Below are 21,238 nucleotides of genomic sequence, written 5' to 3' on the forward strand. Positions count from 1 at the left end.
GGGCGCCTAGCTCGGGAGGCGGAAAGGCGGGATCGGATGGCGACGCAGCAGAGGGATGCGCTCATCCAGCGCAACGACGACGAGTTCGCACAGCTGAAGCAGGTCGTCGCGCAGCTGCGCGACGACGGTCGGATCGATGAGGCGTTCGCGGGCGATGCGCGCGACCGGAACGTCCGCGATGTGCTCGCCCACCTGCTTGCGTGGCACCTCCTGCTGGAGGGCTGGTACGAGGAGGGCATGATCGGGGGGACGCCCGCCATCCCTGCCGACGGATACACCTGGCGAGAGCTCGACGCCCTCAACGTCGTGCTGCGCGACCGGTACCAGCACGCTTCGCTCGCCGAGATCGAGTACCGGCTCGACCTGTCGCATGCGGGGCTGCAGAGACTTCTGCGCGCGCACTCCGACGAGGAGCTCTTCGACGAGGCGGCCTACCCGTGGACGGTCGGATCGCACCTCGGCGAGTTCTGCCTGGAATGCGGCGGCAATCACTACGCCTGGGCGCGCGAGGCCATCATGACCGGGTTGGCGGTGCCGCAGCATCCGTAGTCCGTGAGCCGGGGTGCGCGAGGGCGTGAGCCGTCGCGCCCACGGGGAGGATCACGCGAGGCCGTCCCACGGAAGACGGGCCTCGACGACCGTGCCGGATCGCTCGCCGGCGTGGATGTCGAGAGTTCCACCCGCAAGCGTCGCGCGCTCGCGCATGCTGCGGATGCCGGCGGCCGAGGCGGCATCCGGGTCGCCGCCCGAACCGTCGTCTTCGATGCGCACGAGGAGCGAGTCGCTCGCCCCCGCGCCCCGTCGTGCGTCCGGCGCGCCATCGGCTCGCTCGAGCGTCACGGCGGCGTTCGAAGCGCCGGAGCGGCGGACGATCTTCGCGAGCGCCTCCTGCACGATGCGGTAGGCGGCCGTCTGCGTCGTGCCCGCGGGGCTCTCGGCGCCGAGCCGATCGTCGAGCCGGACGACGAGACCGAGGTCGGTGCGCTGCGTGACGAGGGCCGGGAGGTCGGCCAGCTGCGGCTGCGGGGTGAGGGGAGCGGTCTGCGGCGCGCCGCCGTCGTCGCCGCGCAGGAACGCCAGCACCCCGCGCACTTCGTCGAGCCCCGTGCCGCTGAGCTCGCGGATCTTCGTGAGCGCCTCGCGCGCACGCTCGGGCTCGCGGTCGAACTGGCGCAGCCCCACTCCGGACTCCACCGAGATGCGGCTGAGGGAGCGCGCGAGGACGTCGTGCAGCTCGCGCGCGATGCGCGTGCGCTCCTCCTGCTCGAGGGTCCGCTCGCGCTCGGCGACCCGCTCGCGCCGCTCGAGTCCGCGCTCGGCACGCAGCCGGATCGCCTCCCCGATCGCGAAGGACGCCGCGAGCAGGAGGGTCGCGACAGCGATGCGGAACGGATGCCACGGCATCCCGAGCACACCGCTCGCCGTGACGGCGACGAGCCACGCCGCCCCGACCGAGATGAGCGCCCACAGCCGCGCACCACGCGCGACGGCCCCGATGACCGCGAATGCCAGCGCGACGAACACGGGTCCGAGGTCAGGCGGGACGAAGAGTTCGGCCGTCGTGAGGGCCGCGACGATCGCGACGATCGGTCCGGGTCGGCGGCGGGCGCCCGCGAGGGCGAGAGCGGATGCCGCGGCCAGCGCGACGCTCACCACGGCGTAGAGCGGCGGAACGTGCTGCCACACCGAGAAGGCGGTCGCCACGGGCACCTGGATGAGGAGCGACACGAAGACAGGGCCCCACAGCCTCACGGCGGGGGACGGGCGGAAGCGTGGATCTGACTCGTTCCACGCGGCCGCCGGCATGCGCTCGATGCTACGCCGCCGAACCTGGGCGGTTGTCCGGCGTGGCGGCGGGAGGCGACGTGCGCCCGTCGTTCGCGCGGCCGTCGTCGCCGAGCGTGTTCTCGCGCGCCGACGTCAGGCGGTGGCGTCGGGCGCGTCGGCGTCGAGCTTGTCGAAGGCGTCGATGATGCGGGTCATGGCGGACCCGATCGCCCAGCGTTCGGCGAGGGCCACGGCATCCGTCCTCTGCTGCTCCTCGAGCGGCCGCAGGCGTGCGTCGACCGCCGGAAGGTCGAGGTTCTTCACCACCTCGACGACCGTCGGCGCGACGGCGAGATAGGGGAGGGCGTTGGTGATCTTGGCGGCGACGCCGGCCGACATCCCCGCGCCCGCCTCGGCGGCCGCGATGATGCCGGCGAGGTCGCCGTGCGCGGCGAGGAGGCTCGCGGCCGACTTCTCGCCGATGCCCGCGACGCCGGGGAGGCCGTCGGACGAGTCGCCGCGCATCGTGGCGAAGTCGGCGTACTGGCTCGGGAGCACGCCGTACTTCTTCACGACGACCTCGTCGGTGACGACCTCGAGGTTGCTCATGCCGCGCGCCGTATAGACGACGCGGACGTCGCGCTCGTCGTCGACGAGCTGGAAGAGGTCGCGGTCTCCGGTCACGATGTCGACGGGCTGCGACGCGGTCGTCGCGAGCGTGCCGATGACGTCGTCGGCCTCGTGCTCGGCCGCGCCGACGATCTGGATGCCGACCGCGGCGAGCGCTTCGCGGATGATCGGCACCTGCGCCTCGAGCGGATCCGGCACGACCTCGACGTCGGGTCCCGCTTCGACGACCTCGGCGACGCGATGCGTCTTGTACGACGGGATGAGGTCGACCCGCCACTGCGGCCGCCAGTCGTCGTCCCAGCAGGCGACGAGGTGAGTCGGGCGATACAGCGTGACGAGCTTGGTGATGATGTCGAGGAAGCCTCGGACGGCATTGACGGGTGTGCCGTCCGGCGCCTTGACCGTGTCGGGAACGCCGTAGAAGGCGCGGAAGTAGAGGGACGCGGAATCGAGGAGCATGAGCCGGTCGGGCATGGGGATCATCCTGGCACGGGGCCCCGACGCTGCGCTCCGCGTCGGTGCGACGTCAGCAGCCGGGGCCTGTCGGGTTCTCCGCGCAGGTGCGGTCGACGAGGGCCGTCTTGACCTCGACGACGCGGACGTCGTAGCCGGACGCGCTCGCCGAGACGTAGCCCCGAACGGGTCGCCAGCCGGTGCCGAAGTCGACGGCGGCTGAATACTGCACAGTGACCGATACGGGGTAGGTGCCGCGGGTGCGGTACACGTGGCTCGTGGCGGTCGGGGAGAACTGCGCCTGTCGCAGATCGGCCCAGGAGGAGCCGCCGGTCGTGGTGCGCTGCGTCGAGCCGTCGCCATAGGTGAAGACGTACGCGGCGGGGCGGAAGCGGACGAGGACGTCCCACCCCAGGAGGTTGCCGGGGATGGTCTGTTCGGATGCCGCGGCCACGATGTTGGCGGGCATCCCGACGACGCCGAATCCGTCCGGTTCACCGGCGAGGCTGGGGGCGGCGGGGCGGAAGGACGCGAGGTCGTCGATCGTGATGTCGGGAAGCGAGACGACCGAGTACAGCGGGCGACACATCGGGCTGTCGCACTCGTCGGTCGCAGGTGGGCCCTCGGGTTGGCGGGGGCCCGAGGACTCGTGTGCGCCGCTGCCCGACCGGTTCGGGGAGCCGGGACGATCCTCGGACGCACCGATATCGACCTGAGAGCCCGAATTAGAGATGTCGCAGTGCGTCCACCCAGATGCGCCCTCGCACGTCGACGCGCCTGTCACGATCCCACCCGAGCTCACGAGCAGAGCGATGGCGAGTGTACTAATCAGCTGCAAACCGCATCCTCGATCGCGTTGCTGCTTTCGATAGCGAGCCCGGTCGGAGTCTCGGCGGGAACGAACTCGATCTGGAGCGTGTAGACATCGGGACGATCCTCGGCGACGACCGACGTGCCATTCGCGTCGAGCACGTCCACTTCGCTGACGTTCGAGCAAAGCACCGCAGTCACTTCGGACGATTCCGCGTCAAACTCCCGACCGTCAAACAAGTCCACGTGCGACCAACCTTCGACCACCCAGCCGTCCGCATGCATCTCGCTCAACGACTTGCGCTCGTTGGAGTTTGCGTCACCCGTGGTCCAGGCGTAGACGCCTTCGAACGTCGCCGGGTCGCTGAGGTCGACCTCGTTCAGCGCATCGACGTAGGCCCGGTACGTCGCTTCGGCCGCGGCGAACGCCTCTTTCTCGGAGGAGAACAGGGGTGTCGGCTCCGCCTCCGGCTGGGCGAGGCATCCGGTCGTCATCGTCGCCACGAGCACGAGCGCCGAGAGGGCAGCGACGGGGCGAGGATTCACGCGACCACGGTAACCGCGGGCCGCGAGCGCTCGCCGCACTTATCCACAGGCCGGACCTCCAGCTCCGCGCGCTGCGACGGCGAGGGATGCCTCGGCCGGGCGTCGCGGCGACCGCGCGGCGAGCCCGCCCTGCCAGGGTCGCCGCCTCAGCGGCGGGGCGAGGCCTCGGTCAGGGTCTCGTGGATCCGGCGGAGGTCTTCCAGGAGCGACCCGACGAGGATCCAGTGGCTCGAGGAGGGCCGGGCCACCGTGAGCTGGGCCGTCAGCGCTGCCGGCTCGTCGGGCTCCCGGGCCGCCACGACGGGCTCGGGCACCGCGCGGCGGAGGAGGAGACGCACGTCGTGCGCTGCACGGTGCAGCTGATCCGCGATCGCGGGGACGGCGGGCTCATCGTCGATCGACGGGTCGTAGCGCTCGCTCGTCGCCCGCGTCATGCCGATCATCTGCGTCACGATCGGCCGGAAGATCTCGACCAGGTCGCCGAGCTCGTCGAGCTCGTCGCGGTGCCGCCGGCCGCGCGGATTGAGGGTCAGCGACTCCGCCGCCGCCGTGATGGCGTCTTCGGCCGCCTCGAGCTTCGGGCGCACGGCGCGGGCGTCTTCGAGCAGCCCCGCCAGCTCCGACGGCGTCTGGGCCGACTCGAGCGCCCGCGCGAGCCGGTCGAGCGCGTCGGCGAGCGCGTCGCCCAGCTCGTCGACCGCCGAGTGCGCGGGGGCGACGGCGACGGGCGGCACGATCGCGGTGTTGATCAGGATGCCGATCACGGCGCCGATGAGCGTCTCGAGGATGCGGTCGACGGCGTAGGAGGGGCTCGCCGTGCCGAGTGCCAGCACGAGGATCGCGCTGATCGCGACCTGGTTCGCCGTCCCCGGCGTCATGCGCAGCGCCCAGGCGATGAGCAGCGCGACGATCGTCGTGAGGAGGATGACCCACGTCGCACTGCCGAGCAGGATGCTCAGCACCGAGGCGATGACGACGCCCGCGATGACCCCGACACTGCGCTCGATCGCGCGCGTGAGCGACTGGTTGAGGCTCGGCTGCACGACGAGGAGCGCCGCGATGGCGGCGAAGACGGGCGGCGGGCCGGGGATCAGGAATCCGACGATGAGCCACGCCGCCGAGGTCGCGACGGCGGATTTGACGACCTGCAGGAGGGGCGCGCGACGCGCGGCGCGGATCGTGGCGGACATGCGCATGCCTCCACGCTAGGCGCGGCGACCGCGCCGGGCACGGTGCGGCGCGAAGGTCAGAGCAGCAGGGCGGGTCAGAGCAGCAGCGCGAAGGTCAGAGCAGCGGGGCGGAGGGCGCGGGGCCCACCGACACCTCGGTCGCGCCGAGCCAGCGACGGGTGCGCCCGTCGGCGGCGACGAGGAGCCCCGTCGTGGTGCCCGCCGTCGCGATCCACGTCAGGTCGTCGAAGCCCGCGATCATCGCCGTGGTCGCCCACACGTCGGCGTGCGTGAGGCGGTCGGCGACGACCGTGGCCGATGCGACCGAGCCGTCGGCCGGCCTCCCTGTCCGTGGATCGAGCACATGCTCGCCGCGCTCGGCCGTGCCCGACGTCGCAACGGCTCCCCGGGGCACGTCGAGCGTCGCGATGATCTCGCCGGGCCGGGCGGGGTCGGAGATGCCGACGCGCCAGATCCAGTCGGCGCCGTCCGCCGTGAGCAGCTGCATGTCGCCGCCGACCGAGAGGCCGGCGGCGAGGCATCCGTCCTCCCCGAGAACCGGCGCGAGGCGAAGGCGCGCGGCGCGCTCGACGGCCCACCCCTTGACCAGGCCCGTGGGATCGAACGAGCCGCCGAGCCACGCGTCGAAGCGCCCGTCGGTCGCGATCGCCGCCTCGCGGCACGCGTCGGCGACGACCGCGACGAGCGGATCGGCCTCGCCGATCGTCGTCTCGCCGCGGCGGATGCGCGAGACCTCGGAGTCGGCGCGATACGGGGAGAACAGGGCGTCCATGCGGTCGAGCTCCGCGAACGCGGCGGCGACGGCGTCGGCGACGGATGCCTCGTGCTCGCCGTTCTGCGGATGGTCGAAGACGAGCCGCGCCGTCGCGACGCTCCCCATGACCTCGTGGGTCCAGGTGCGGCGGTGCGCGTGGGGGAGAGGAGTCATGATGTCGCCTGATCGATCGCGCTCTGCAGCGACTGGATGTAGCCGTCGCTGGTGTAGGTGGCACCCGAGACCATATCGATGTTCGCGCTCTGCGCCGAGAGGGTCTCGGACACGAGACGCGGGATCGCGTACTGGTTGATCTGCTGGTCGCGGGGGTTGTCGTTCGGGTAGTCGACGGCCTGCGCCGCCGTGATCTGCCCGCCCGACACCGTGATCTGCACCTGCACGGGGCCGAAGCGCGTGGTCATCGACGAGCCGGTGTACGTGCCGTCGGCGAGCCCTGTGGACGACGTGCCTGACGTCCCGGTCGATCCGGAAGATCCGGAAGATCCGGAAGATCCGGAAGACCCGGACGTGCCCGTCGTGTCGCTCGTGCTCGAGTCCGACGACTCCGTGCCGGCGGCGCCGGATTCCTCGCTCGTCGACCCGGTGTCCGACTCCGCGCTCGACTCCGACTCCGAGGCGCTCGGATCGGTGCCCGACCCCGACGACCCGGAGGACGAGGCATCCGTCCCCTGCGTGGCGGCCGCGGCCTGGGGCGCCACCGCCTCGACCGAGGTGCGGTAGCTGAATAGCAGCACGAGCGCGCTGATGGTGGCGAGAATCGCGTAGACGATGCGTTTCATCGGTGTTCCTCTCAGACCGTGAACGATTCGGTGTGGATGGCGCGTGCGGGCATGCCCGCGGCCCGGAGGTCGCGGACCACGGCGTCCATCCACGGCTTCGGCCCGCAGACGTAGGCGTCGTAGGCCGCGATGTCGGGGGCGAAGTACCGGATGAGGTCTCGTCCGCGCCACGCGTCGTGGGTCGCGGGGATCCACGGGGAGGCGCCGTGCGAGCGGCCGCCGGGAAGCTCGAAGTGCCGCAGCCCGCGCCGGGCGATGAGCGCACGGATCGCGTCGCGGCGCAGACCCGAGTCGAGGTCGTGGTCGCGGGTCACGAGGGTCGCCTCGCCCGGGGCGAAGCGCTCGCCCTCGAGGATCGAGACGAGCGGCGCGACGCCGGCCCCCGCCGCGATCATGAGGAGCTTCGTGCGGGTGCGGGCCTCGCCCGTCATGCTGCCGTACGGCCCCTCGACGAGCACGCGCGTGCCGGGTGTGAGGCCGCGCAGGCGGGCGGTGCCGTCGCCGACCACCTGCGCCGAGACCTCGAGGGATTCCGCGCGTGGCGCCGCGGCGAGCGACAGCGGGTGGCCGCGCGTCCAGCCCGGCTCGTCGAGGAAGCGCCAGACGAAGAACTGGCCGGGCTTCGCGCCGAGGCGGTGGAGGTCACGGCCGGCGACGCGCACGGTGACGCCGCGCGTGCCGTCGGCCGCGACATCCGTCACCCGAAGGCGATGACGCCACGAGCGCGCCGGCGGGAGGACGATGCGGAAGACGATGACGGATGCCGCGGTCACGGCCCAGAGCGTCCACCAGTAGTAGGTCGCGACCGGCGACGAGAGGAAGTCGGCGCCCGTCCAGAGCTGATGCGGCAGCGCCAGGCCCACGCCGAGATAGCCGTAGAGGTGGAGGAGGTGCCACGACTCGTACCGCAGTCTTCTGCGCGCTCGCCGGAGGGAGGTGGCGACGACGAGGACGAGCAGCAGCGTGCCCGCGGTCGCGAGCAGCATGCCGGGGTAGTCGACGACGAACGTCCACAGCTGCGCGAGCACATCGATCTGCGCCGTCGCCCCGTAGCCGGCCGTCACGAGGGCGATGTGCGCGAGCAGGAGCCAGAACGACCAGAACCCGACCAGGCGGTGCATGCGGGTGATGCCGTCGCGCCCGAAGCCGCGCTCGAACAGCGGCACGCGCGCCATGAGGAGCACTTGGTAGAGGAGGAGGTTCGCCGAGACGAGCCCCGTGATGCGGCCGAGGGTCGTGAGCGTCTCGCCGGTGCCTCCCGCGACCGCCTGCAGTCCGCCGCCGGCGACCCACAGCGCGACGACGAAGAGGCTCGTGAGCCAGATGACGCCGACGGCGGCGGCGTTCCACACCGGGGAGGTGCTCTTCGCGGCACGCGCCTCGTCGCGCGGCGGCGCCCAGGCGGCGATCGAAGGGTCGGCGGTGGTGGTCACGAGACAACGATGAGCGCCGACTCTTTGCGGATCCTATGAGCAGCTCCAGCGCGAGGCGTGGATCGTGCGATCGGAGACCGGCCGCACCACGGCGCTTAGGCTGGGTGGCCATGACGCAACCGGCTGACCTCCTGGACGACGTGCGCAGCGCCGCGCTCGCGCGTCTCGAGGTGCTCGACGTCGAGATGGCGGGGCTCCGCCTCGACCGGGGGAGCGAGTCGGCCGACGACGAGCACGATCCCGAGGGAGCGACCCTCTCGGGCGAGTGGTCCAAGCTCGCGGGGCTCCGGGCGGCGACGGTGGCCGAGCTCGCCGACATCGACGCCGCGCGCGAGCGCCTCGCGGAGGGCACCTACGGGATCTGCGCGGACTGCGGGCGCCGCATCCCCGAGGGGCGCCTCCTCGCCCGCCCCACCGCGACGCGCTGCGTCGCCTGCGCCGAGAAGGCGGGCGGCTGATGTCGTTCGGGAGCGCCGCGGGTCGCTCCTCGCGCGACGGCTTCGCCGTGGTCGCGGACGCCGACTCCTGCCCCTGCGGCAGCGGTGCGCGCTTCGACGGATGCTGCGCCCCGATCCTCCGCGGCGACCCGGCGCCGACGGCCGAGCGCCTCATGCGCTCCCGCTACACGGCGTTCGTCGTGGGCGACGAGCGCCACCTCGCCGGATCGTGGCATCCGGGAACGCGTCCCGCGACGATCGACCTCGACCCGCGCCTTCGCTGGACGGGCCTGGAGATCCTCGCGGCGAGCGGCGGGGAGGCCGGCAGCCGACGCGGGATCGTGTAGTTCCGCGCCGGATGGCGTGACGGCCGCGAGACCGGGGTCCTCCACGAGGCGAGCCGCTTCGTCTTCCAGAGCGACCGCTGGTGGTACCTCGACGGCGACCACGGCTGAGCGATCGTGGTCGCCGCATGAGACGGCCGATCCCGGGGCGCCGGAGCCCGCGATTTAGACTGGCCCGCATGCCGAGCCTCGCCGATGCCCTGGTCGCCGCGCCCGTCGTCCTCGACGGCGGTCTCGGCACGCTCCTGGAGGCCCGCGGGAACGACCTGTCGTCGTCGCTGTGGTCGGCCCGGCTGCTCCTGGACCGACCCGAGGAGATCCGCGCGGCGCACGAGGCGTACTTCCTGGCCGGCGCCCGGGTCGCGATCACCGCGTCGTACCAGGTGAGCTACGAGGCGCTCGAGGCCGAGGGGCTGGATGCGCCTGCGGTCGATCTGCTCCTCATGCGCAGCGTGCAGCTCGCGCGCCGGGCGCGCACCGACACGGGGCATGACGACGACGCGTGGGTCGCGGCATCCGTCGGTCCGTACGGCGCGACCCTCGCCGACGGCAGCGAGTACACCGGCGACTACGGCCTGACGGTCGCGGAGCTGCGCGAATGGCATCGCCCGCGGCTGCGCGCGCTCGCAGCGGCGGGGCCGGATGTGCTCGCGATCGAGACGATCCCGTCGCTCGCTGAGGTCGAGGCGATCGCCGCCGAGCTCGAGGGGCTCGGGGTGCCCGCGTGGCTCAGCGTGACGATCGACGGCCCACGCCTGCGGACGGGGGAGAGCCTCGCGGACGCCTTCGCGATCGCGGATGCCACCGACGAGATCGTCGCCGTCGGGGTGAACTGCTGCGCCGCCGCCGATGTCGCCGGCGCCCTCGAGATCGCGCGGCGGACGACCGCCAAGGCGCTCCTCGCCTACCCGAACAGCGGCGAGGTGTGGGACGCCGACCGCCGTTCGTGGAGCGGCGACGGCAAGCCGCTCGCGGGATATGTGGGGGAGTGGCTCTCGGCGGGGACGCGGCTCGTGGGCGGATGCTGTCGCGTCGGCCCCGCCGAGCTCCGAGGCGTCGCCGAGGCCGTCGCGGCGGGCGCGCCCTCTCGACGCGCCTGATCCGCCGCCTCTACGCTGACCAGCACGCGAGGAAGGAGCCATCCGTGAGCCTTCGTGAACAGCTCCTGCGACGCAAGCCGATCGTGCCGCCCACCGACCACCCCGGTGGTCTGCAACGCCGCCTGGGCACCTTCCAACTCGCGATGCTGGGCGTCGGGGCGACGGTCGGCACCGGCATCTTCTTCGTGATGCACGAGGCCGTCCCTCTCGCCGGGCCCGCCGTCATCCTGTCGTTCCTGCTCGCGGGCCTCGCCGCGGGACTCTCCGCGGTCTGCTACGCCGAGCTGGCCTCCGCCGTGCCCGTCTCGGGGTCGACCTACTCCTACGCCTACGCGACGCTCGGCGAGGTCGTCGCGGTCGGTGTCGCGGCGTGTCTCATGCTGGAGTACGGCGTCTCGACAGCCGCCGTCTCGTCGGGGTGGAGCGGCTACCTCAACCTGCTGCTCGACGATCTCTTCGGGTGGAGCGTCCCCCCGCAGCTGAGTGCGGCGCCCGGCGAAGGCGGCATCGTGAACCTCCCCGCCGTCGTCCTCGTCGGCCTGTGCGCGATCCTGCTGATCCGGGGCACGCGCGAATCCGCCGTCGTCAACGTCGTCATGGTGTTCATCAAGCTCGGCGTGCTCGTCATGTTCGCCGCGATCGCCTTCACGGCCTTCCAGGCGGACAACTTCGCCGACTTCGCTCCGGCCGGCGCCGCCGGGGTCACCGCGGCAGCCGGCACGATCTTCTTCACCTTCATCGGACTCGATGCCGTCTCGACGGCCGGCGATGAGGTTCGCGATCCGCAGCGGGCGCTGCCCCGCGCCATCCTCCTCGCGCTCGCGATCGTCGTCTGCATCTATGTCTTCGTCGCCGTCGCTGCGCTCGGCACTCAGCCCTGGCAGGACTTCACCGACCCCGAGCAGCAGAGCGCGGGACTGGCCATCATCCTGCAAGACGTCGTCGGGGCATCGTGGCCGGCCACCGTCCTCGCGGCGGGCGCCGTCGTGTCGATCTTCTCGGTGACCCTCGTGACGCTGTTCGGCCAGACGCGCATCCTCTTCACCATCGGACGCGACGGCCTCCTCCCGAGGATCTTCGCGCGGGTCAATCCGAAGACGCACACGCCCGAGTTCACGACGATCGTCGTCGCGATCGCCGTCGCCCTGCTGGCGGGATTCGTGCCGCTGTCGAATCTCTGGGATCTCGTCTCGCTCGGCACGCTCATCGCGTTCATCGTCGTCTCGATCGGCGTCATCGTGCTGCGGCGCACACGACCCGATCTGCCGCGCGGCTTCCGCGTGCCGGGGTACCCGGTCGTGCCGGTGCTGTCCGTCATCGCGTGCGTGTACATCCTGTCGGGACTGCCGGGCACGACCTACCTGTGGTTCCTCCTCTGGCTCGCCGTCGTCATGGCCTTCTATCTGCTGTGGGGACGGCATCACAGCGTGCTCGGCGACCCCGTCGCCGAAGCCCGCGAGGAGGCGGGGGAGTAGCCCCCGAGCCGTTCTCCCGGACGGAGGGCGGTGGAATACGTCCTCGCCTGCAGACGTTCTCGCCGACGTGGATCGGCAGCCCGTAGACGTCGCGGTGATCGGCGCGGGGCAGGCGGGTCTGTCAGCGGCGTACCACCTGCAGCGCCGGGGCTTAGTGCCCTCCTCACGGGCGGCCGGCGAGGCCGAGACCTTCGTCGTCCTCGATGCGAACGACCGCGCGGGCGGCGCCTGGCAGCACCGGTGGGAGTCGCTCAAGATGGCGACCGTCAACGGCATCCACGAGCTGCCCGGCTTCCCGGTTCCGCCGGCGGATCCCGCGGCGGCGAGCCGCGACATCCTCCCCGCGTACTTCGCCGAGTACGAGGAGCGCTTCGCCCTCGACGTCCAGCGTCCCGTCGTGGTGCGCGCCGTGCGACGCGACGACGGAGATGCCGAGGGGCGACTGCTCGTAGAGACCGATCGCGGCACGTGGGCTGCGCGCTACGTCATCAACGCCACGGGCACGTGGACGCGGCCGTTCTGGCCGCACTACCGCGGACAGGAGCGGTTCCGCGGCCGGCAGCTGCACGTCGCCGACTACGTCTCGGCCGAGGAGTTCGCCGGGCGGCGCGTCGTCATCGTCGGCGCGGGCGTCTCGGCCCTCCAGCTCCTCGACGAGATCTCGCGCCTCGCCGACACCTTCTGGGTCACGCGTCGCGAGCCGCAGTGGATCGAGGAGGACTTCGACGTGCCGGCGCGCGTCGCGGCGATCGCGGGGGTCGAGGCCCGCGTGCGCGAGGGCCTTCCGCCGGGGAGCGTCATCTCCGTCACGGGCATGCACTGGACACCCTGGGCGCGCGCCGCGCAGGCGCGCGGAGTGCTCGTGCGACACCCGATGTTCGCCGCGATCGAGGAGGAGGGCGTGCGCATGCCCGACGGCTCGTTCGAGCCTTCCGACGTCATCCTGTGGGCGACGGGCTTCCGCGCGGCCATCGACCATCTCTCGCCGCTCCGGCTGCGCACCCCTCGGGGTGGAATCCGCGTGGCCGATGGGCGTGCGCTCGACGAGCCGCGGCTGTTCCTCATCGGCTACGGGCCGTCGCAGTCCACCGTCGGCGCCAATCGGGCGGGACGCGACGCCGTGCGCGCGATCGCGGCGGACCTGGCCGCGCGCGAAGCGTCTGCGGCCTAGGCGATCACGCCGCGGCGGTGCGGACGGCGGCCGCGACGCCGGCGGGGGAGCCGCGCCACGGCGCCCCGTGGCCGGGGAGAACCCAGGATGCCTCGAGGCCCGCGAGCCGGTCGAGAGACGCGGATGCCTCGGCGGGGTCATCCGTGAACGGGGCGGGCTGCAGTCCCGTCCGGCCCGTGAGCACATGCCGGGTCGTCAGCGCATCGCCGACGAAGACCGCGTCGGCCAGGGCGGAGTGCACGGCGATGCTCCCCGGCGAATGCCCGGGCATCCCGATGATCGACGGGGCGCCCGGCAGATCCAGGACGTCGCCGTCGTGGACCTCGATGACTTCGGAGACGTACGTGGTCGGCACCGCACGCTTGCGGAGGGCATAGGCGAAGAACCCGAGCGTCGGGCCGAAACGCATCCGGCCGGTCGCGACCTTCGGCTTCTCACCCGTGCGGGCCCGCTCGGCGTCGGCCTCGTGCACGAACACCGGCACGCCGTACTCCCGGCGCAGGCGCTCGGCGAAGCCGATGTGGTCGCTGTCGCCGTGGGTCAGGATGAGGCCTCGGATGTCGCGGGGGCTGCGCCCCAGCTCGTCGAGCTCGCGCGTCAGGTCTTTCCAGTGCCCGGGGAGCCCCGCGTCGACGACGGTGATGCCCTCGTCGGTGACGATGAGGTACGCGGCGACGATGTCGTTGCCGATGCGATGGAGGTGCGGCGCGAGCTTCATGGCGGCGGTCCTTCGAGAGTCGATGGTTGGCATAGCTACGATACGTAGCTATGATGGCTACTGTCAATAGCCATCGAGGAGGACCGGATGCCGACACCCGACCGCACGTCGTACGCCGAGATCGTCGAGGCCGGCCGCGCGCTGCTCGAGGAATCCGGTCCCGCGGGTCTCACGATGCAGCGGGTCGCCGAGCGGGTCGGTGTGCGTGCGCCCTCGCTCTACAAGCGCGTGCGGGACAGGGATGCGCTGGTCGCGGCCGTGGCAGAGGCGACCGTCGACGATCTGATGGGCCGGCTCGAGGCATCCGGCAACACGCTCGACAGGCTCGCCCGCCTCTACCGCGCGTTCGCGCACGAGCGGCCCGAGGGCTTCCGGCTGCTGTTCGCGACCGCGGCTCCGCAGGAGGCCCTGGATCGTGTCGGCAGCACGATCGTCCGCGCGGCGGGAAGCCTCGCGGGCGAGGAGCATGCCCTCGAGGCGGCCCGGCTCGTCACGGCGTGGGCGACGGGGTTCGTGCAGATGGAGCTCGCGGGAGCGTTCCGGATGGGGGGCGACATCGACGAGGCCTTCGAGTTCGGGCTGGCGGCGCTCCGGCGAGGGCTCGCCGGCTGATCGTCGCGCGGCGCCCGCGCGGCGGACCGCCGGTCGGCGTGGCGGCGGGACCCGCGCGCTAGCGTGGTCGCGTGTCCGCCCCGCGCCCCGAGCACGCGATCGTCCGCGCCGTCGCACTGCTGCACGAACGGGGACTCGAGGGCGTGCGCATCCGCGCGAACTTCTACGCGACGGGGCACTGGCGGTGCCGCGTCTACATCGCGGCGCCCGGCGATGATCCCGACATCGAGCGCGACGTGCTGCTGGCCTATACGAACGGGCGGCAGTGGGACCTCTTCGGCGACGGTCGGACGAGATGGGATGCCGAGTCCCTCGCCGACGAGCTCGAACGGCTGGCAGCGTCCCGTCCGCACGCGCGCCGGGCCGACCCCGCGTACGCCGCGTGGCTCCGCGAGGTCCGCGAGCGCACCGACGGCGGTGCGTTCTCGATGTGGGAGGACTTCCACACCCCCGAGCAGGACTGGGAGAGGCGGCGTCAGGTGCTCCTCCTGCCGCGCGAGTACGTCCCGGCCGGTTCGTCGGAGGACCAGCTCGTCATGCCGATCCCGCCCGCACCGTGACGCGGCCGACGTAGAGGCACATCCGGGACGGCGCAACCCCGGGCGGCCGGGTGGACGGCGTGCCTAGTCTGGAGCGGTCGGAAGGACATCGCATGGCGCGCATTCTCATCATCGGCGGGCACGGCAAGGTGGCCCTGCTGCTCGAACGGATCCTGGCGGACCGCGGCGACACCGTCACGGGCGTCATCCGCAACCCTGCGCACGAAGAGGACGTCGTCGGCACGGGCGCCCAGGCGCTCGTCGCCGACATCGAGACGTTCGACCTCGATCAGCTGACGAACCTCATCGCGGGGAACGACGCCGTCGTGTGGTCGGCCGGGGCGGGCGGCGGTGCGCCGGAGCGCACCTATGCCGTCGATCGCGACGCGGCGATCCGGTCGATCGACGCCGCTGCCGCCGCCGGCGTGCGCCGGTACGTCATGGTGTCGTGGATCGGCTCCAAGGAGGACCACGGCATCCCCGACGGCGATCCGTTCTTCCCCTATGCCGACGCGAAGCTCGCCGCCGACGAGCACCTGCGTGCGAGCGGGCTCGACTGGACGATCCTCGGCCCCGGCGCGCTGACCCTCGATCCGCCGACGGGGCGTATCGCCGTCGACCCCCAGGACGGCACCGGCGCGGTCGCGCGCGCGGACGTCGCAAGGGTCATCGCGGCCGTGCTCGACGACCCCGCGTCGACGATCGGGCGCACCATCCGGTTCGGCAACGGCGACGCCGCCATCGACGAGGCCCTCCGGGCCGCGGCATCCTGAACCCGCCCTAGGCTCGAAGCATGCTTGCCGCCGTCATCCACGCTGCCCGCGACATCCGTGTCGAAGAAGTCCCCGACCCGACCCTGTCGACCGGCGCCGACGCGATCGTGCGCGTCGTCGCGGCCTGCGTGTGCGGGTCCGACCTGTGGCCGTATCGGGGCGTCACCCCGACCGAGGAGCCGACCCGCATCGGTCATGAGTTCGTCGGCATCGTCGAGGAGGTCGGCCCCGAGGTGAAGGGCGTCAAGCCCGGCGACTTCGTCATCGCCCCCTTCTACGTGTGCGACGGCACGTGCGCGAACTGCCGAAACGGCGTGAGCACGTCGTGCCTCACCGGCGGCTGGTGGGGCAGCGACGACCGCTTCGGCGGCTTCGCCGACGGCGGCCAGGGTGAGCGCGTGCGCGTTCCGCTCGCCGACGGGACTCTCGCGGTCGTCCCCGGTCCGGTGGCGGATGACGAGATCCCGGGCCTCCTGACCCTCAGCGACGTCATGGGCACCGGTCACCACGCCGCCGTCTCGGCGGGCGTCGGCCCCGGCGACTCGGTCGCGGTCGTGGGCGACGGGGCTGTGGGCCTGTGCGCCATCATCGCCGCGAAGCGACTCGGAGCCACGACGATCATCGCGATGTCACGGCACGCGGCGCGCCAGGAGCTCGCCCGCCGGTTCGGCGCGACCCACATCGTGGAGGAGCGCGGCGACGAGGGCATCGCCCGCGTGCGGGAGCTCACCGGCGGGATCGGCGCCGATCGCGTGCTGGAGTGCGTCGGCACGAAGGAGTCGATGGACCAGGCGCTGCGCTCGACGCGTCCCGGCGGAATGGTCGGCTACGTCGGCGTGCCCAACGGCGGCCCCGAGCTGCCCATCGGCATGATGTTCGGCACCAACGTGGGGGTCAACGGCGGCGTCGCACCCGTGCGCGGCTACATCGAGGAGCTCCTCCCCGACGTGCGCTCCGGCGCGATCCAGCCCGGCCTCGTGTTCGACCTCGAGCTGCCGCTCACCGAGGCCGCCGAGGCGTACGCCGCGATGGACGAGCGCCGCGCGACCAAGGTGCTGCTGCGTCCCTGAGGCCTGCGCTTCGGCTCAGGACGGTTGGCGTGCCCGCAGGGCCGCAGCGGCCTCCCGCGGCGGACGGCCGAGGAGACGCTCGTCGAACGTCAGGTCCCACCCGGTCGCGGCGCGGCGGGCCTTGAGGTCTTCGAGCGGATAGATGCCGGGAGCGGCATCGGCCACCGCCTTCGGGTCGCGGAGCCGGATCCCGACCGCCGTCTGGGTCGTCCCGATGCGCTCGACCGCCGACCACGGCACGCTCACGCGGCCCTCGATGCGGATCCCGTCCTCGTCGGCTGCGAGGAGCGTGCTGCGGCGGAACTGACCGACGAGCGAGAACCCGCCGCCGATGCCGAAGACGCCCACCGCCGCGGCGCCCAGGATGATGTTGAGGGGCTCCTGCGGGTTGACCAGGTAGACGATGACGCCGAGCACAGCGATGACGAGGCAGATGACGGCGAGGGCCACGAGGCGTCCGCGCGGAGTGACGATGCGGACGGGCGGCAGAGGGGTGCTCACGAACACCGAGCCTACGTGCCCCGCCGGCCCCCGCAGGCGGGGAGGAGCCGCGTGAAACCGGCTCCGGACCGGCCCGATTCTGCGCCGGCGGAACATCGCGGCCGACCGGTGCGTTCTGATACTCTGGAACGTCACTGGTGTGGCTCTCTTGCCACGCCCGCGCGCGTACGTCGGCCTGTGCAGGCGTCTGCGTCGATGTGACATCGCACGACAACAATCCGCTTGCTTCGGCTCGTGGCATCCGTTCGCCCTCGCGCGACGGCTGCTCGAATCGGAGCCCGAGAACAAAACCAACAAGGACAACCCACTACATGACTACCGCAACGACCGCCCCGGCCACCAAGCAGGTCGCAATCAACGACATCGGATCTGCTGAGGACTTCCTGGCCGCGGTCGAGAAGACGCTCAAGTTCTTCAACGATGGCGACCTCATCGAAGGAACCGTCGTGAAGATCGACCGCGACGAGGTCCTCCTCGACGTCGGCTACAAGACCGAGGGCGTCATCCCCTCGCGCGAGCTTTCCATCAAGCACGACGTCGACCCCAACGAGGTCGTCAACGTCGGCGACCACGTCGAGGCCCTGGTTCTCCAGAAGGAGGACAAGGAAGGCCGTCTGATCCTGTCGAAGAAGCGTGCGCAGTACGAGCGCGCGTGGGGCGACGTGGAGAAGATCAAGGAGAACGACGGCGTCGTGACCGGTTCGGTCATCGAGGTCGTCAAGGGCGGCCTCATCGTCGACATCGGGCTGCGCGGCTTCCTCCCCGCGTCGCTCATCGAGCTGCGTCGCGTCCGCGATCTCACGCCGTACCTCGGCCAGGAGATCGAGGCCAAGATCCTCGAGCTCGACAAGAACCGCAACAACGTCGTGCTCTCGCGCCGTGCGCTGCTCGAGCAGACGCAGTCGGAGTCGCGCACCACGTTCCTCAACAACCTGCACAAGGGCCAGGTCCGCAAGGGCACGGTCTCGTCGATCGTCAACTTCGGCGCGTTCGTCGACCTCGGCGGCGTCGACGGCCTCGTGCACGTCTCCGAGCTGTCGTGGAAGCACATCGAGCACGCCTCCGAGGTCGTCGAGGTGGGTCAGGAAGTCACCGTCGAGATCCTCGAGGTCGACCTCGACCGCGAGCGCGTCTCGCTGTCGCTCAAGGCGACGCAGGAGGACCCGTGGCAGGTCTTCGCCCGCACGCACGCGATCGGCCAGATCGCTCCGGGCAAGGTCACCAAGCTCGTCCCCTTCGGCGCGTTCGTCCGCGTCGCCGACGGCATCGAGGGCCTCGTGCACATCTCGGAGCTCTCGGGCAAGCACGTCGAGCTGGCCGAGCAGGTCGTGTCGGTCGGTGAAGAGGTCTTCGTCAAGATCATCGACATCGACCTCGAGCGTCGCCGCATCTCGCTCTCGCTGAAGCAGGCGAACGAGTCGGTCGACCCCTTCGGCACCGAGTTCGACCCGGCCCTCTACGGCATGGTCACCGAGTACGACGAGCGCGGCGAGTACAAGTACCCCGAGGGCTTCGACCCCGAGTCGGGTGCCTGGCTCGAGGGCTTCGACGAGCAGCGCGAGAAGTGGGAGCAGGAGTACGCCGCCGCCCAGGGTCGCTGGGAGGCCCACAAGGCTGCCGTCGCCAAGGCCGCCGAGGCCGAGGCTGCGAACCCCATCGCCGACACCCCGTCGTCGTTCTCGTCCGACAGCGGCCCCGCCGGCACGCTCGCGGACGACGAGGCTCTCGCGGCTCTTCGCGAGAAGCTCTCGGGTCGCTGATCCCGCACTGATCGACTGACGCGCCGAGCGCGCCGATCGAGAAAAGGCCGTCACCTCCGGGTGGCGGCCTTTTCGCGTGCCCTGCGAGCGTGCGCCGCGTCCGGCCTTGGCCGATCTTCGTGGCCCCTTCGCCTGCCCTTCGCCCGCCGCGTGTCGCACGGTCCGCGTAGCCTGCATCCGTGTCGATCCCGAGTGCAGGCTGCCTCATCGGCGACGGATGCCGCGGCCCCGTCCCGCCCGGAGCGCCGCTGCGCCTGTGCGAACTGCATCTCGCGGTCGCGGCAGATTGGGCGGGCGCCGAGTTCGGCGTCGTGGACGCCCTCCCCGCCCCGTGCCGCCTATGCGGCTCGCGGCTCGGAGTCCGCCATCCGTCGGCATGGCTGTGCGCGACATGCGAGTGGCGCCACGGCGACCTCGTCGACGGCGAGCTGCCCCCGCCGCGCATCGACGTCGTCTACTACCTGCGCTACGCCGACCGGGTGAAGATCGGCACGACCGCCAATCCGCGGCAGAGGTTCGCCGCGATCTGGCACGACGACCTGCTCGCGCTTGAGCGCGGCGACCGGCGGCTCGAGCGGCGTCGGCACGGGCAGTTCGCCGCGGAGCGGTTCGGGTCGAGCGAGTGGTTCGCCCTCTCCGACGCGCTGCGCGCCCACATCGACGTCGTCCACGGCGGGGTCGAGCCGTGGGACGCGTACGCACGATGGCAGAGCGAAGCTGTCGCGCTGCGGGGGTGAAGGGCCGCGGCATCCACAGCGCTCTCAAAGCCCGGCGCTCTAGCGTGAGGACCCACCTACGACGGAGGACACGATGGGATTCCTGGACCGCCTGTTCGGCACCGAAAAGACGAACCGACAGGTCCCGCCCGTTCCACAGAACACGTACGGCCAGCCCGCGTCCGGCCAGCCCGCCTACGGCAGGCCGCCGCTGCAGCCCCCGCTGCCGGGCGACGGGCGGCCGTCGCCGAACCCCGGTTCGCAGCCGGGGATGCAGCCGCCCCGGAGCGAGGACGAACTCGCGATCGAGCGCTACCGCTACCTGCTGCGCACGGCGCCGCCGCAGACGATCGAGCAGGTGCACGCCGAGGCGTTCTCGAAGCTCTCGCCCGCGCAGCGCCAGCAGGTGCTCGCCGAGCTCAAGGCGTGCCTACCACCGTACGAGCAGCCGCAGGCGAGCGATCCCCGGTCGCTCGCGCGGGCCGCGACGCGCGCGGAGTACATGAATCCCGGCTTCATGGAGCGCACGCTCGGACCCCGAGGCGGTCAGGGCCGGCAGGGCCCGTCGTTCGGTTCGATGGTCGGCGGGTCGCTCCTCGGCACCGTCGCGGGCTACGTCATCGGCTCGGCGATCGTCGGCTCCTTCATGGCGCCCTCCTTCGCGTCCGACGGCGGGTATCAGGATGGGTCGACGGATGCCTCGGCCCCCGACTCCGCGGGTGACATCGGCGGCGATGCCGCCGCGGCCGGCGGTGGCGACTCCTCGGCCTGGGGCGACTCCGGCTCCGGCTGGGGCGGGGACGGCGGAGGCTTCGGCGACTTCGGCGGGGGAGACTTCGGCGGGGGAGACTTCGGGTTCTGAGCCCTGCCGCCCCGAGCGGGATCGCCGGACGTGGCATCCTCGTTCCATGCCCCTCATCGCGCTCACCGGCGGCATCGCCTCGGGCAAATCCACGATCGCGGGCCGACTGGCCGAGCACGGCGCCGTGATCGTCGACGCGGATCAGATCGTCCGTGACGTGCAGGCGGCGGGCTCGCCCGTCCTGCACGACATCGCCGCCGAGTTCGGCGCCTCGATGATCCGGCCCGACGGCACGCTCGACCGCGCCGCGCTCGGCGGCCGCGTGTTCGGCGACGACGCGGCCGTCGCGCGCCTGAATGCGATCGTGCACCCGGCCGTCAGGGCGGAGTCCGCGCGACGCTTCGAAGAGGCGTTCGCGGCCGATCCGCGCGCCGTCGTCGTGTACGACGTGCCGCTCCTCGTCGAGGCCCGCGTCGACGACCCGTGGGACCTCGTCGTCGTCGCGCACGCTCCCGCCGAGGTGCGTCAGCGCCGGCTCGTCGAGCTGCGCGGGATGACCGCACAGGATGCCGCGGCCCGCATCGCCTCGCAGGTCTCCGACCACGCGCGGCTCGCCGTCGCCGACGTGGTCATCGACACGTCCGGATCGATCGACGAGACCCTCCGGCAGACCGACGAGGTGTGGGAGCGGCTTCCCGCGCTCGTCGCCGAGCGCACCGAGCGCACCGAGCGCGCCGAGCGCGCCGAGCACGCCGAGCGCTGAACCGGCGGCGATGGGCGGCCGAGGCATCCGCCCCCCGCGAACGCCCGCCCCGGTGTCGGAACCCCCGCCTAACC

Annotated in this window: 23 protein-coding genes and 1 pseudogene; 14 read left to right on the forward strand and 10 right to left on the reverse strand. The window is 72.0% G+C overall.

The features are described 5' to 3' along the window. The first annotated feature begins 36 nt into the window (after positions 1-36). Positions 37-549 carry a ClbS/DfsB family four-helix bundle protein gene (locus ACSBPH_RS17025; RefSeq protein WP_442575490.1) on the forward strand — a complete coding sequence of 171 codons (513 nt, stop codon included), beginning with the start codon at positions 37-39 and terminating at the stop codon, positions 547-549. A gap of 51 nt (positions 550-600) precedes the next feature. On the opposite strand, the gene ACSBPH_RS17030 is transcribed toward ACSBPH_RS17025, so the two are convergent. The 8 genes from ACSBPH_RS17030 to ACSBPH_RS17065 form a co-directional block, all read right to left on the reverse strand. Continuing rightward, positions 601-1,806, reverse strand: a complete 1,206-nt coding sequence (locus tag ACSBPH_RS17030; RefSeq protein WP_442575491.1) for a sensor histidine kinase — start codon at positions 1,804-1,806, stop codon at positions 601-603. 114 nt (positions 1,807-1,920) lie between these two features. Continuing rightward, positions 1,921-2,871: a 5'-3' exonuclease gene (locus ACSBPH_RS17035; protein ID WP_442575492.1), complete on the reverse strand. Its 951-nt coding sequence runs from the start codon at positions 2,869-2,871 to the stop codon at positions 1,921-1,923. A gap of 52 nt (positions 2,872-2,923) precedes the next feature. Next, the gene (locus ACSBPH_RS17040) at positions 2,924-3,439 is read right to left on the reverse strand and encodes a PKD domain-containing protein (protein WP_442575493.1); all 516 of its coding nucleotides are present in this window, start codon (positions 3,437-3,439) and stop codon (positions 2,924-2,926) included. A gap of 239 nt (positions 3,440-3,678) precedes the next feature. After that, a complete protein-coding gene (locus ACSBPH_RS17045; RefSeq protein WP_442575494.1) occupies positions 3,679-4,206 on the reverse strand; it encodes a hypothetical protein in 528 nt (175 codons plus the stop codon). Positions 4,207-4,352: 146 nt separating this feature from the next. Continuing rightward, positions 4,353-5,402, reverse strand: a complete 1,050-nt coding sequence (locus ACSBPH_RS17050; protein ID WP_442575495.1) for an FUSC family protein — start codon at positions 5,400-5,402, stop codon at positions 4,353-4,355. Between the two features lie 88 nt (positions 5,403-5,490). Beyond that, positions 5,491-6,324, reverse strand: a complete 834-nt coding sequence (locus ACSBPH_RS17055) for an FAD:protein FMN transferase (protein WP_442575496.1) — start codon at positions 6,322-6,324, stop codon at positions 5,491-5,493. Beyond that, positions 6,321-6,950, reverse strand: a complete 630-nt coding sequence (locus ACSBPH_RS17060; protein WP_442575497.1) for an FMN-binding protein — start codon at positions 6,948-6,950, stop codon at positions 6,321-6,323. Before ACSBPH_RS17060 ends, ACSBPH_RS17055 begins: the two co-directional genes overlap by 4 nt. Positions 6,951-6,961: 11 nt before the next feature. Then, on the reverse strand, positions 6,962-8,383 hold the full coding sequence (locus ACSBPH_RS17065) for a ferredoxin reductase family protein (protein WP_442575498.1): 1,422 nt from the start codon (positions 8,381-8,383) through the stop codon (positions 6,962-6,964). 110 nt (positions 8,384-8,493) lie between these two features. On the opposite strand from ACSBPH_RS17065, the gene ACSBPH_RS17070 reads away from it, so the two are divergent. The 5 genes and pseudogenes from ACSBPH_RS17070 (at position 8,494) to ACSBPH_RS17090 (ending at position 12,910) form a co-directional block, all read left to right on the forward strand. Then, on the forward strand, positions 8,494-8,841 hold the full coding sequence (locus ACSBPH_RS17070; protein WP_442575499.1) for a TraR/DksA family transcriptional regulator: 348 nt from the start codon (positions 8,494-8,496) through the stop codon (positions 8,839-8,841). Further along, positions 8,841-9,275: pseudogene (locus tag ACSBPH_RS17075) on the forward strand (YchJ family protein). The gene ACSBPH_RS17070 and the pseudogene ACSBPH_RS17075 overlap by 1 nt, the downstream one beginning before the upstream one ends. A gap of 68 nt (positions 9,276-9,343) precedes the next feature. Further along, positions 9,344-10,264 (forward strand): homocysteine S-methyltransferase, encoded by a 921-nt coding sequence (gene mmuM / locus ACSBPH_RS17080; protein WP_442575500.1) that lies wholly within the window; start codon positions 9,344-9,346, stop codon positions 10,262-10,264. 44 nt (positions 10,265-10,308) lie between these two features. After that, positions 10,309-11,739: an APC family permease gene (locus tag ACSBPH_RS17085; RefSeq protein WP_442575501.1), complete on the forward strand. Its 1,431-nt coding sequence runs from the start codon at positions 10,309-10,311 to the stop codon at positions 11,737-11,739. Between the two features lie 67 nt (positions 11,740-11,806). Then, entirely contained in the window at positions 11,807-12,910 is a 1,104-nt protein-coding gene (locus ACSBPH_RS17090; protein WP_442575502.1) for an NAD(P)-binding domain-containing protein, read from the forward strand. 4 nt (positions 12,911-12,914) lie between these two features. Here the strand turns inward: ACSBPH_RS17090 and ACSBPH_RS17095 are convergent, their stop codons facing one another. Next, complete coding sequence (locus ACSBPH_RS17095; protein ID WP_442575503.1) at positions 12,915-13,628, reverse strand: MBL fold metallo-hydrolase; 714 nt, start codon at positions 13,626-13,628, stop codon at positions 12,915-12,917. A gap of 87 nt (positions 13,629-13,715) precedes the next feature. Here ACSBPH_RS17095 and ACSBPH_RS17100 point away from each other — a divergent pair, with 87 nt between their 5' ends. The 4 genes from ACSBPH_RS17100 to ACSBPH_RS17115 all read left to right on the forward strand — a co-directional run bounded on the left by ACSBPH_RS17100 (position 13,716) and on the right by ACSBPH_RS17115 (position 16,622). Next, on the forward strand, positions 13,716-14,240 hold the full coding sequence (locus ACSBPH_RS17100) for a TetR/AcrR family transcriptional regulator (protein WP_442575504.1): 525 nt from the start codon (positions 13,716-13,718) through the stop codon (positions 14,238-14,240). A 71-nt stretch (positions 14,241-14,311) separates the two neighbouring features. Further along, positions 14,312-14,800, forward strand: a complete 489-nt coding sequence (locus ACSBPH_RS17105; protein ID WP_442575505.1) for a hypothetical protein — start codon at positions 14,312-14,314, stop codon at positions 14,798-14,800. Positions 14,801-14,892: 92 nt separating this feature from the next. Then, complete coding sequence (locus ACSBPH_RS17110; RefSeq protein ID WP_442575506.1) at positions 14,893-15,552, forward strand: SDR family oxidoreductase; 660 nt, start codon at positions 14,893-14,895, stop codon at positions 15,550-15,552. Between the two features lie 20 nt (positions 15,553-15,572). Beyond that, positions 15,573-16,622, forward strand: coding sequence for a zinc-dependent alcohol dehydrogenase family protein (locus tag ACSBPH_RS17115; RefSeq protein ID WP_442575507.1), 1,050 nt, complete (start codon positions 15,573-15,575; stop codon positions 16,620-16,622). Positions 16,623-16,637: 15 nt separating this feature from the next. Here the strand turns inward: ACSBPH_RS17115 and ACSBPH_RS17120 are convergent, their stop codons facing one another. Continuing rightward, complete coding sequence (locus ACSBPH_RS17120) at positions 16,638-17,123, reverse strand: hypothetical protein (protein ID WP_442575508.1); 486 nt, start codon at positions 17,121-17,123, stop codon at positions 16,638-16,640. 311 nt (positions 17,124-17,434) lie between these two features. Between ACSBPH_RS17120 and rpsA the strand changes: the two genes are divergently transcribed. The 4 genes from rpsA to coaE all read left to right on the forward strand — a co-directional run bounded on the left by rpsA (position 17,435) and on the right by coaE (position 21,164). Then, positions 17,435-18,883 carry a 30S ribosomal protein S1 gene (gene rpsA / locus ACSBPH_RS17125; protein ID WP_442575509.1) on the forward strand — a complete coding sequence of 483 codons (1,449 nt, stop codon included), beginning with the start codon at positions 17,435-17,437 and terminating at the stop codon, positions 18,881-18,883. 185 nt (positions 18,884-19,068) lie between these two features. Then, positions 19,069-19,620, forward strand: coding sequence for a GIY-YIG nuclease family protein (locus tag ACSBPH_RS17130; RefSeq protein WP_442577336.1), 552 nt, complete (start codon positions 19,069-19,071; stop codon positions 19,618-19,620). 73 nt (positions 19,621-19,693) lie between these two features. Further along, positions 19,694-20,461 (forward strand): hypothetical protein, encoded by a 768-nt coding sequence (locus tag ACSBPH_RS17135; protein WP_442575510.1) that lies wholly within the window; start codon positions 19,694-19,696, stop codon positions 20,459-20,461. 46 nt (positions 20,462-20,507) lie between these two features. Then, positions 20,508-21,164, forward strand: a complete 657-nt coding sequence (gene coaE / locus ACSBPH_RS17140) for a dephospho-CoA kinase (protein WP_442575511.1) — start codon at positions 20,508-20,510, stop codon at positions 21,162-21,164. The last annotated feature ends 74 nt before the right edge of the window (positions 21,165-21,238 follow it).

The organism is Microbacterium sp. F51-2R (assembly GCF_052180235.1).
In the GTDB taxonomy this organism is placed as follows: Bacteria; Actinomycetota; Actinomycetes; order Actinomycetales; family Microbacteriaceae; genus Microbacterium.

Excerpts from the sequence above, each read along its gene's own strand:
- ACSBPH_RS17025 (WP_442575490.1), top strand. The coding sequence starts at position 37 with ATGGCGACGCAGCAGAGGGATGCGCTCATCCAGCGCAACGACGACGAG.
- ACSBPH_RS17030 (WP_442575491.1), bottom strand. The coding sequence starts at position 1,806 with ATGCCGGCGGCCGCGTGGAACGAGTCAGATCCACGCTTCCGCCCGTCC.
- ACSBPH_RS17035 (WP_442575492.1), bottom strand. The coding sequence starts at position 2,871 with ATGCCCGACCGGCTCATGCTCCTCGATTCCGCGTCCCTCTACTTCCGC.
- ACSBPH_RS17040 (WP_442575493.1), bottom strand. The coding sequence starts at position 3,439 with ATGTGTCGCCCGCTGTACTCGGTCGTCTCGCTTCCCGACATCACGATC.
- ACSBPH_RS17050 (WP_442575495.1), bottom strand. The coding sequence starts at position 5,402 with ATGCGCATGTCCGCCACGATCCGCGCCGCGCGTCGCGCGCCCCTCCTG.
- ACSBPH_RS17055 (WP_442575496.1), bottom strand. The coding sequence starts at position 6,324 with ATGACTCCTCTCCCCCACGCGCACCGCCGCACCTGGACCCACGAGGTC.
- ACSBPH_RS17060 (WP_442575497.1), bottom strand. The coding sequence starts at position 6,950 with ATGAAACGCATCGTCTACGCGATTCTCGCCACCATCAGCGCGCTCGTG.
- ACSBPH_RS17070 (WP_442575499.1), top strand. The coding sequence starts at position 8,494 with ATGACGCAACCGGCTGACCTCCTGGACGACGTGCGCAGCGCCGCGCTC.
- mmuM (WP_442575500.1), top strand. The coding sequence starts at position 9,344 with ATGCCGAGCCTCGCCGATGCCCTGGTCGCCGCGCCCGTCGTCCTCGAC.
- ACSBPH_RS17095 (WP_442575503.1), bottom strand. The coding sequence starts at position 13,628 with ATGAAGCTCGCGCCGCACCTCCATCGCATCGGCAACGACATCGTCGCC.
- ACSBPH_RS17100 (WP_442575504.1), top strand. The coding sequence starts at position 13,716 with ATGCCGACACCCGACCGCACGTCGTACGCCGAGATCGTCGAGGCCGGC.
- ACSBPH_RS17110 (WP_442575506.1), top strand. The coding sequence starts at position 14,893 with ATGGCGCGCATTCTCATCATCGGCGGGCACGGCAAGGTGGCCCTGCTG.
- ACSBPH_RS17115 (WP_442575507.1), top strand. The coding sequence starts at position 15,573 with ATGCTTGCCGCCGTCATCCACGCTGCCCGCGACATCCGTGTCGAAGAA.
- rpsA (WP_442575509.1), top strand. The coding sequence starts at position 17,435 with ATGACTACCGCAACGACCGCCCCGGCCACCAAGCAGGTCGCAATCAAC.
- ACSBPH_RS17135 (WP_442575510.1), top strand. The coding sequence starts at position 19,694 with ATGGGATTCCTGGACCGCCTGTTCGGCACCGAAAAGACGAACCGACAG.
- coaE (WP_442575511.1), top strand. The coding sequence starts at position 20,508 with ATGCCCCTCATCGCGCTCACCGGCGGCATCGCCTCGGGCAAATCCACG.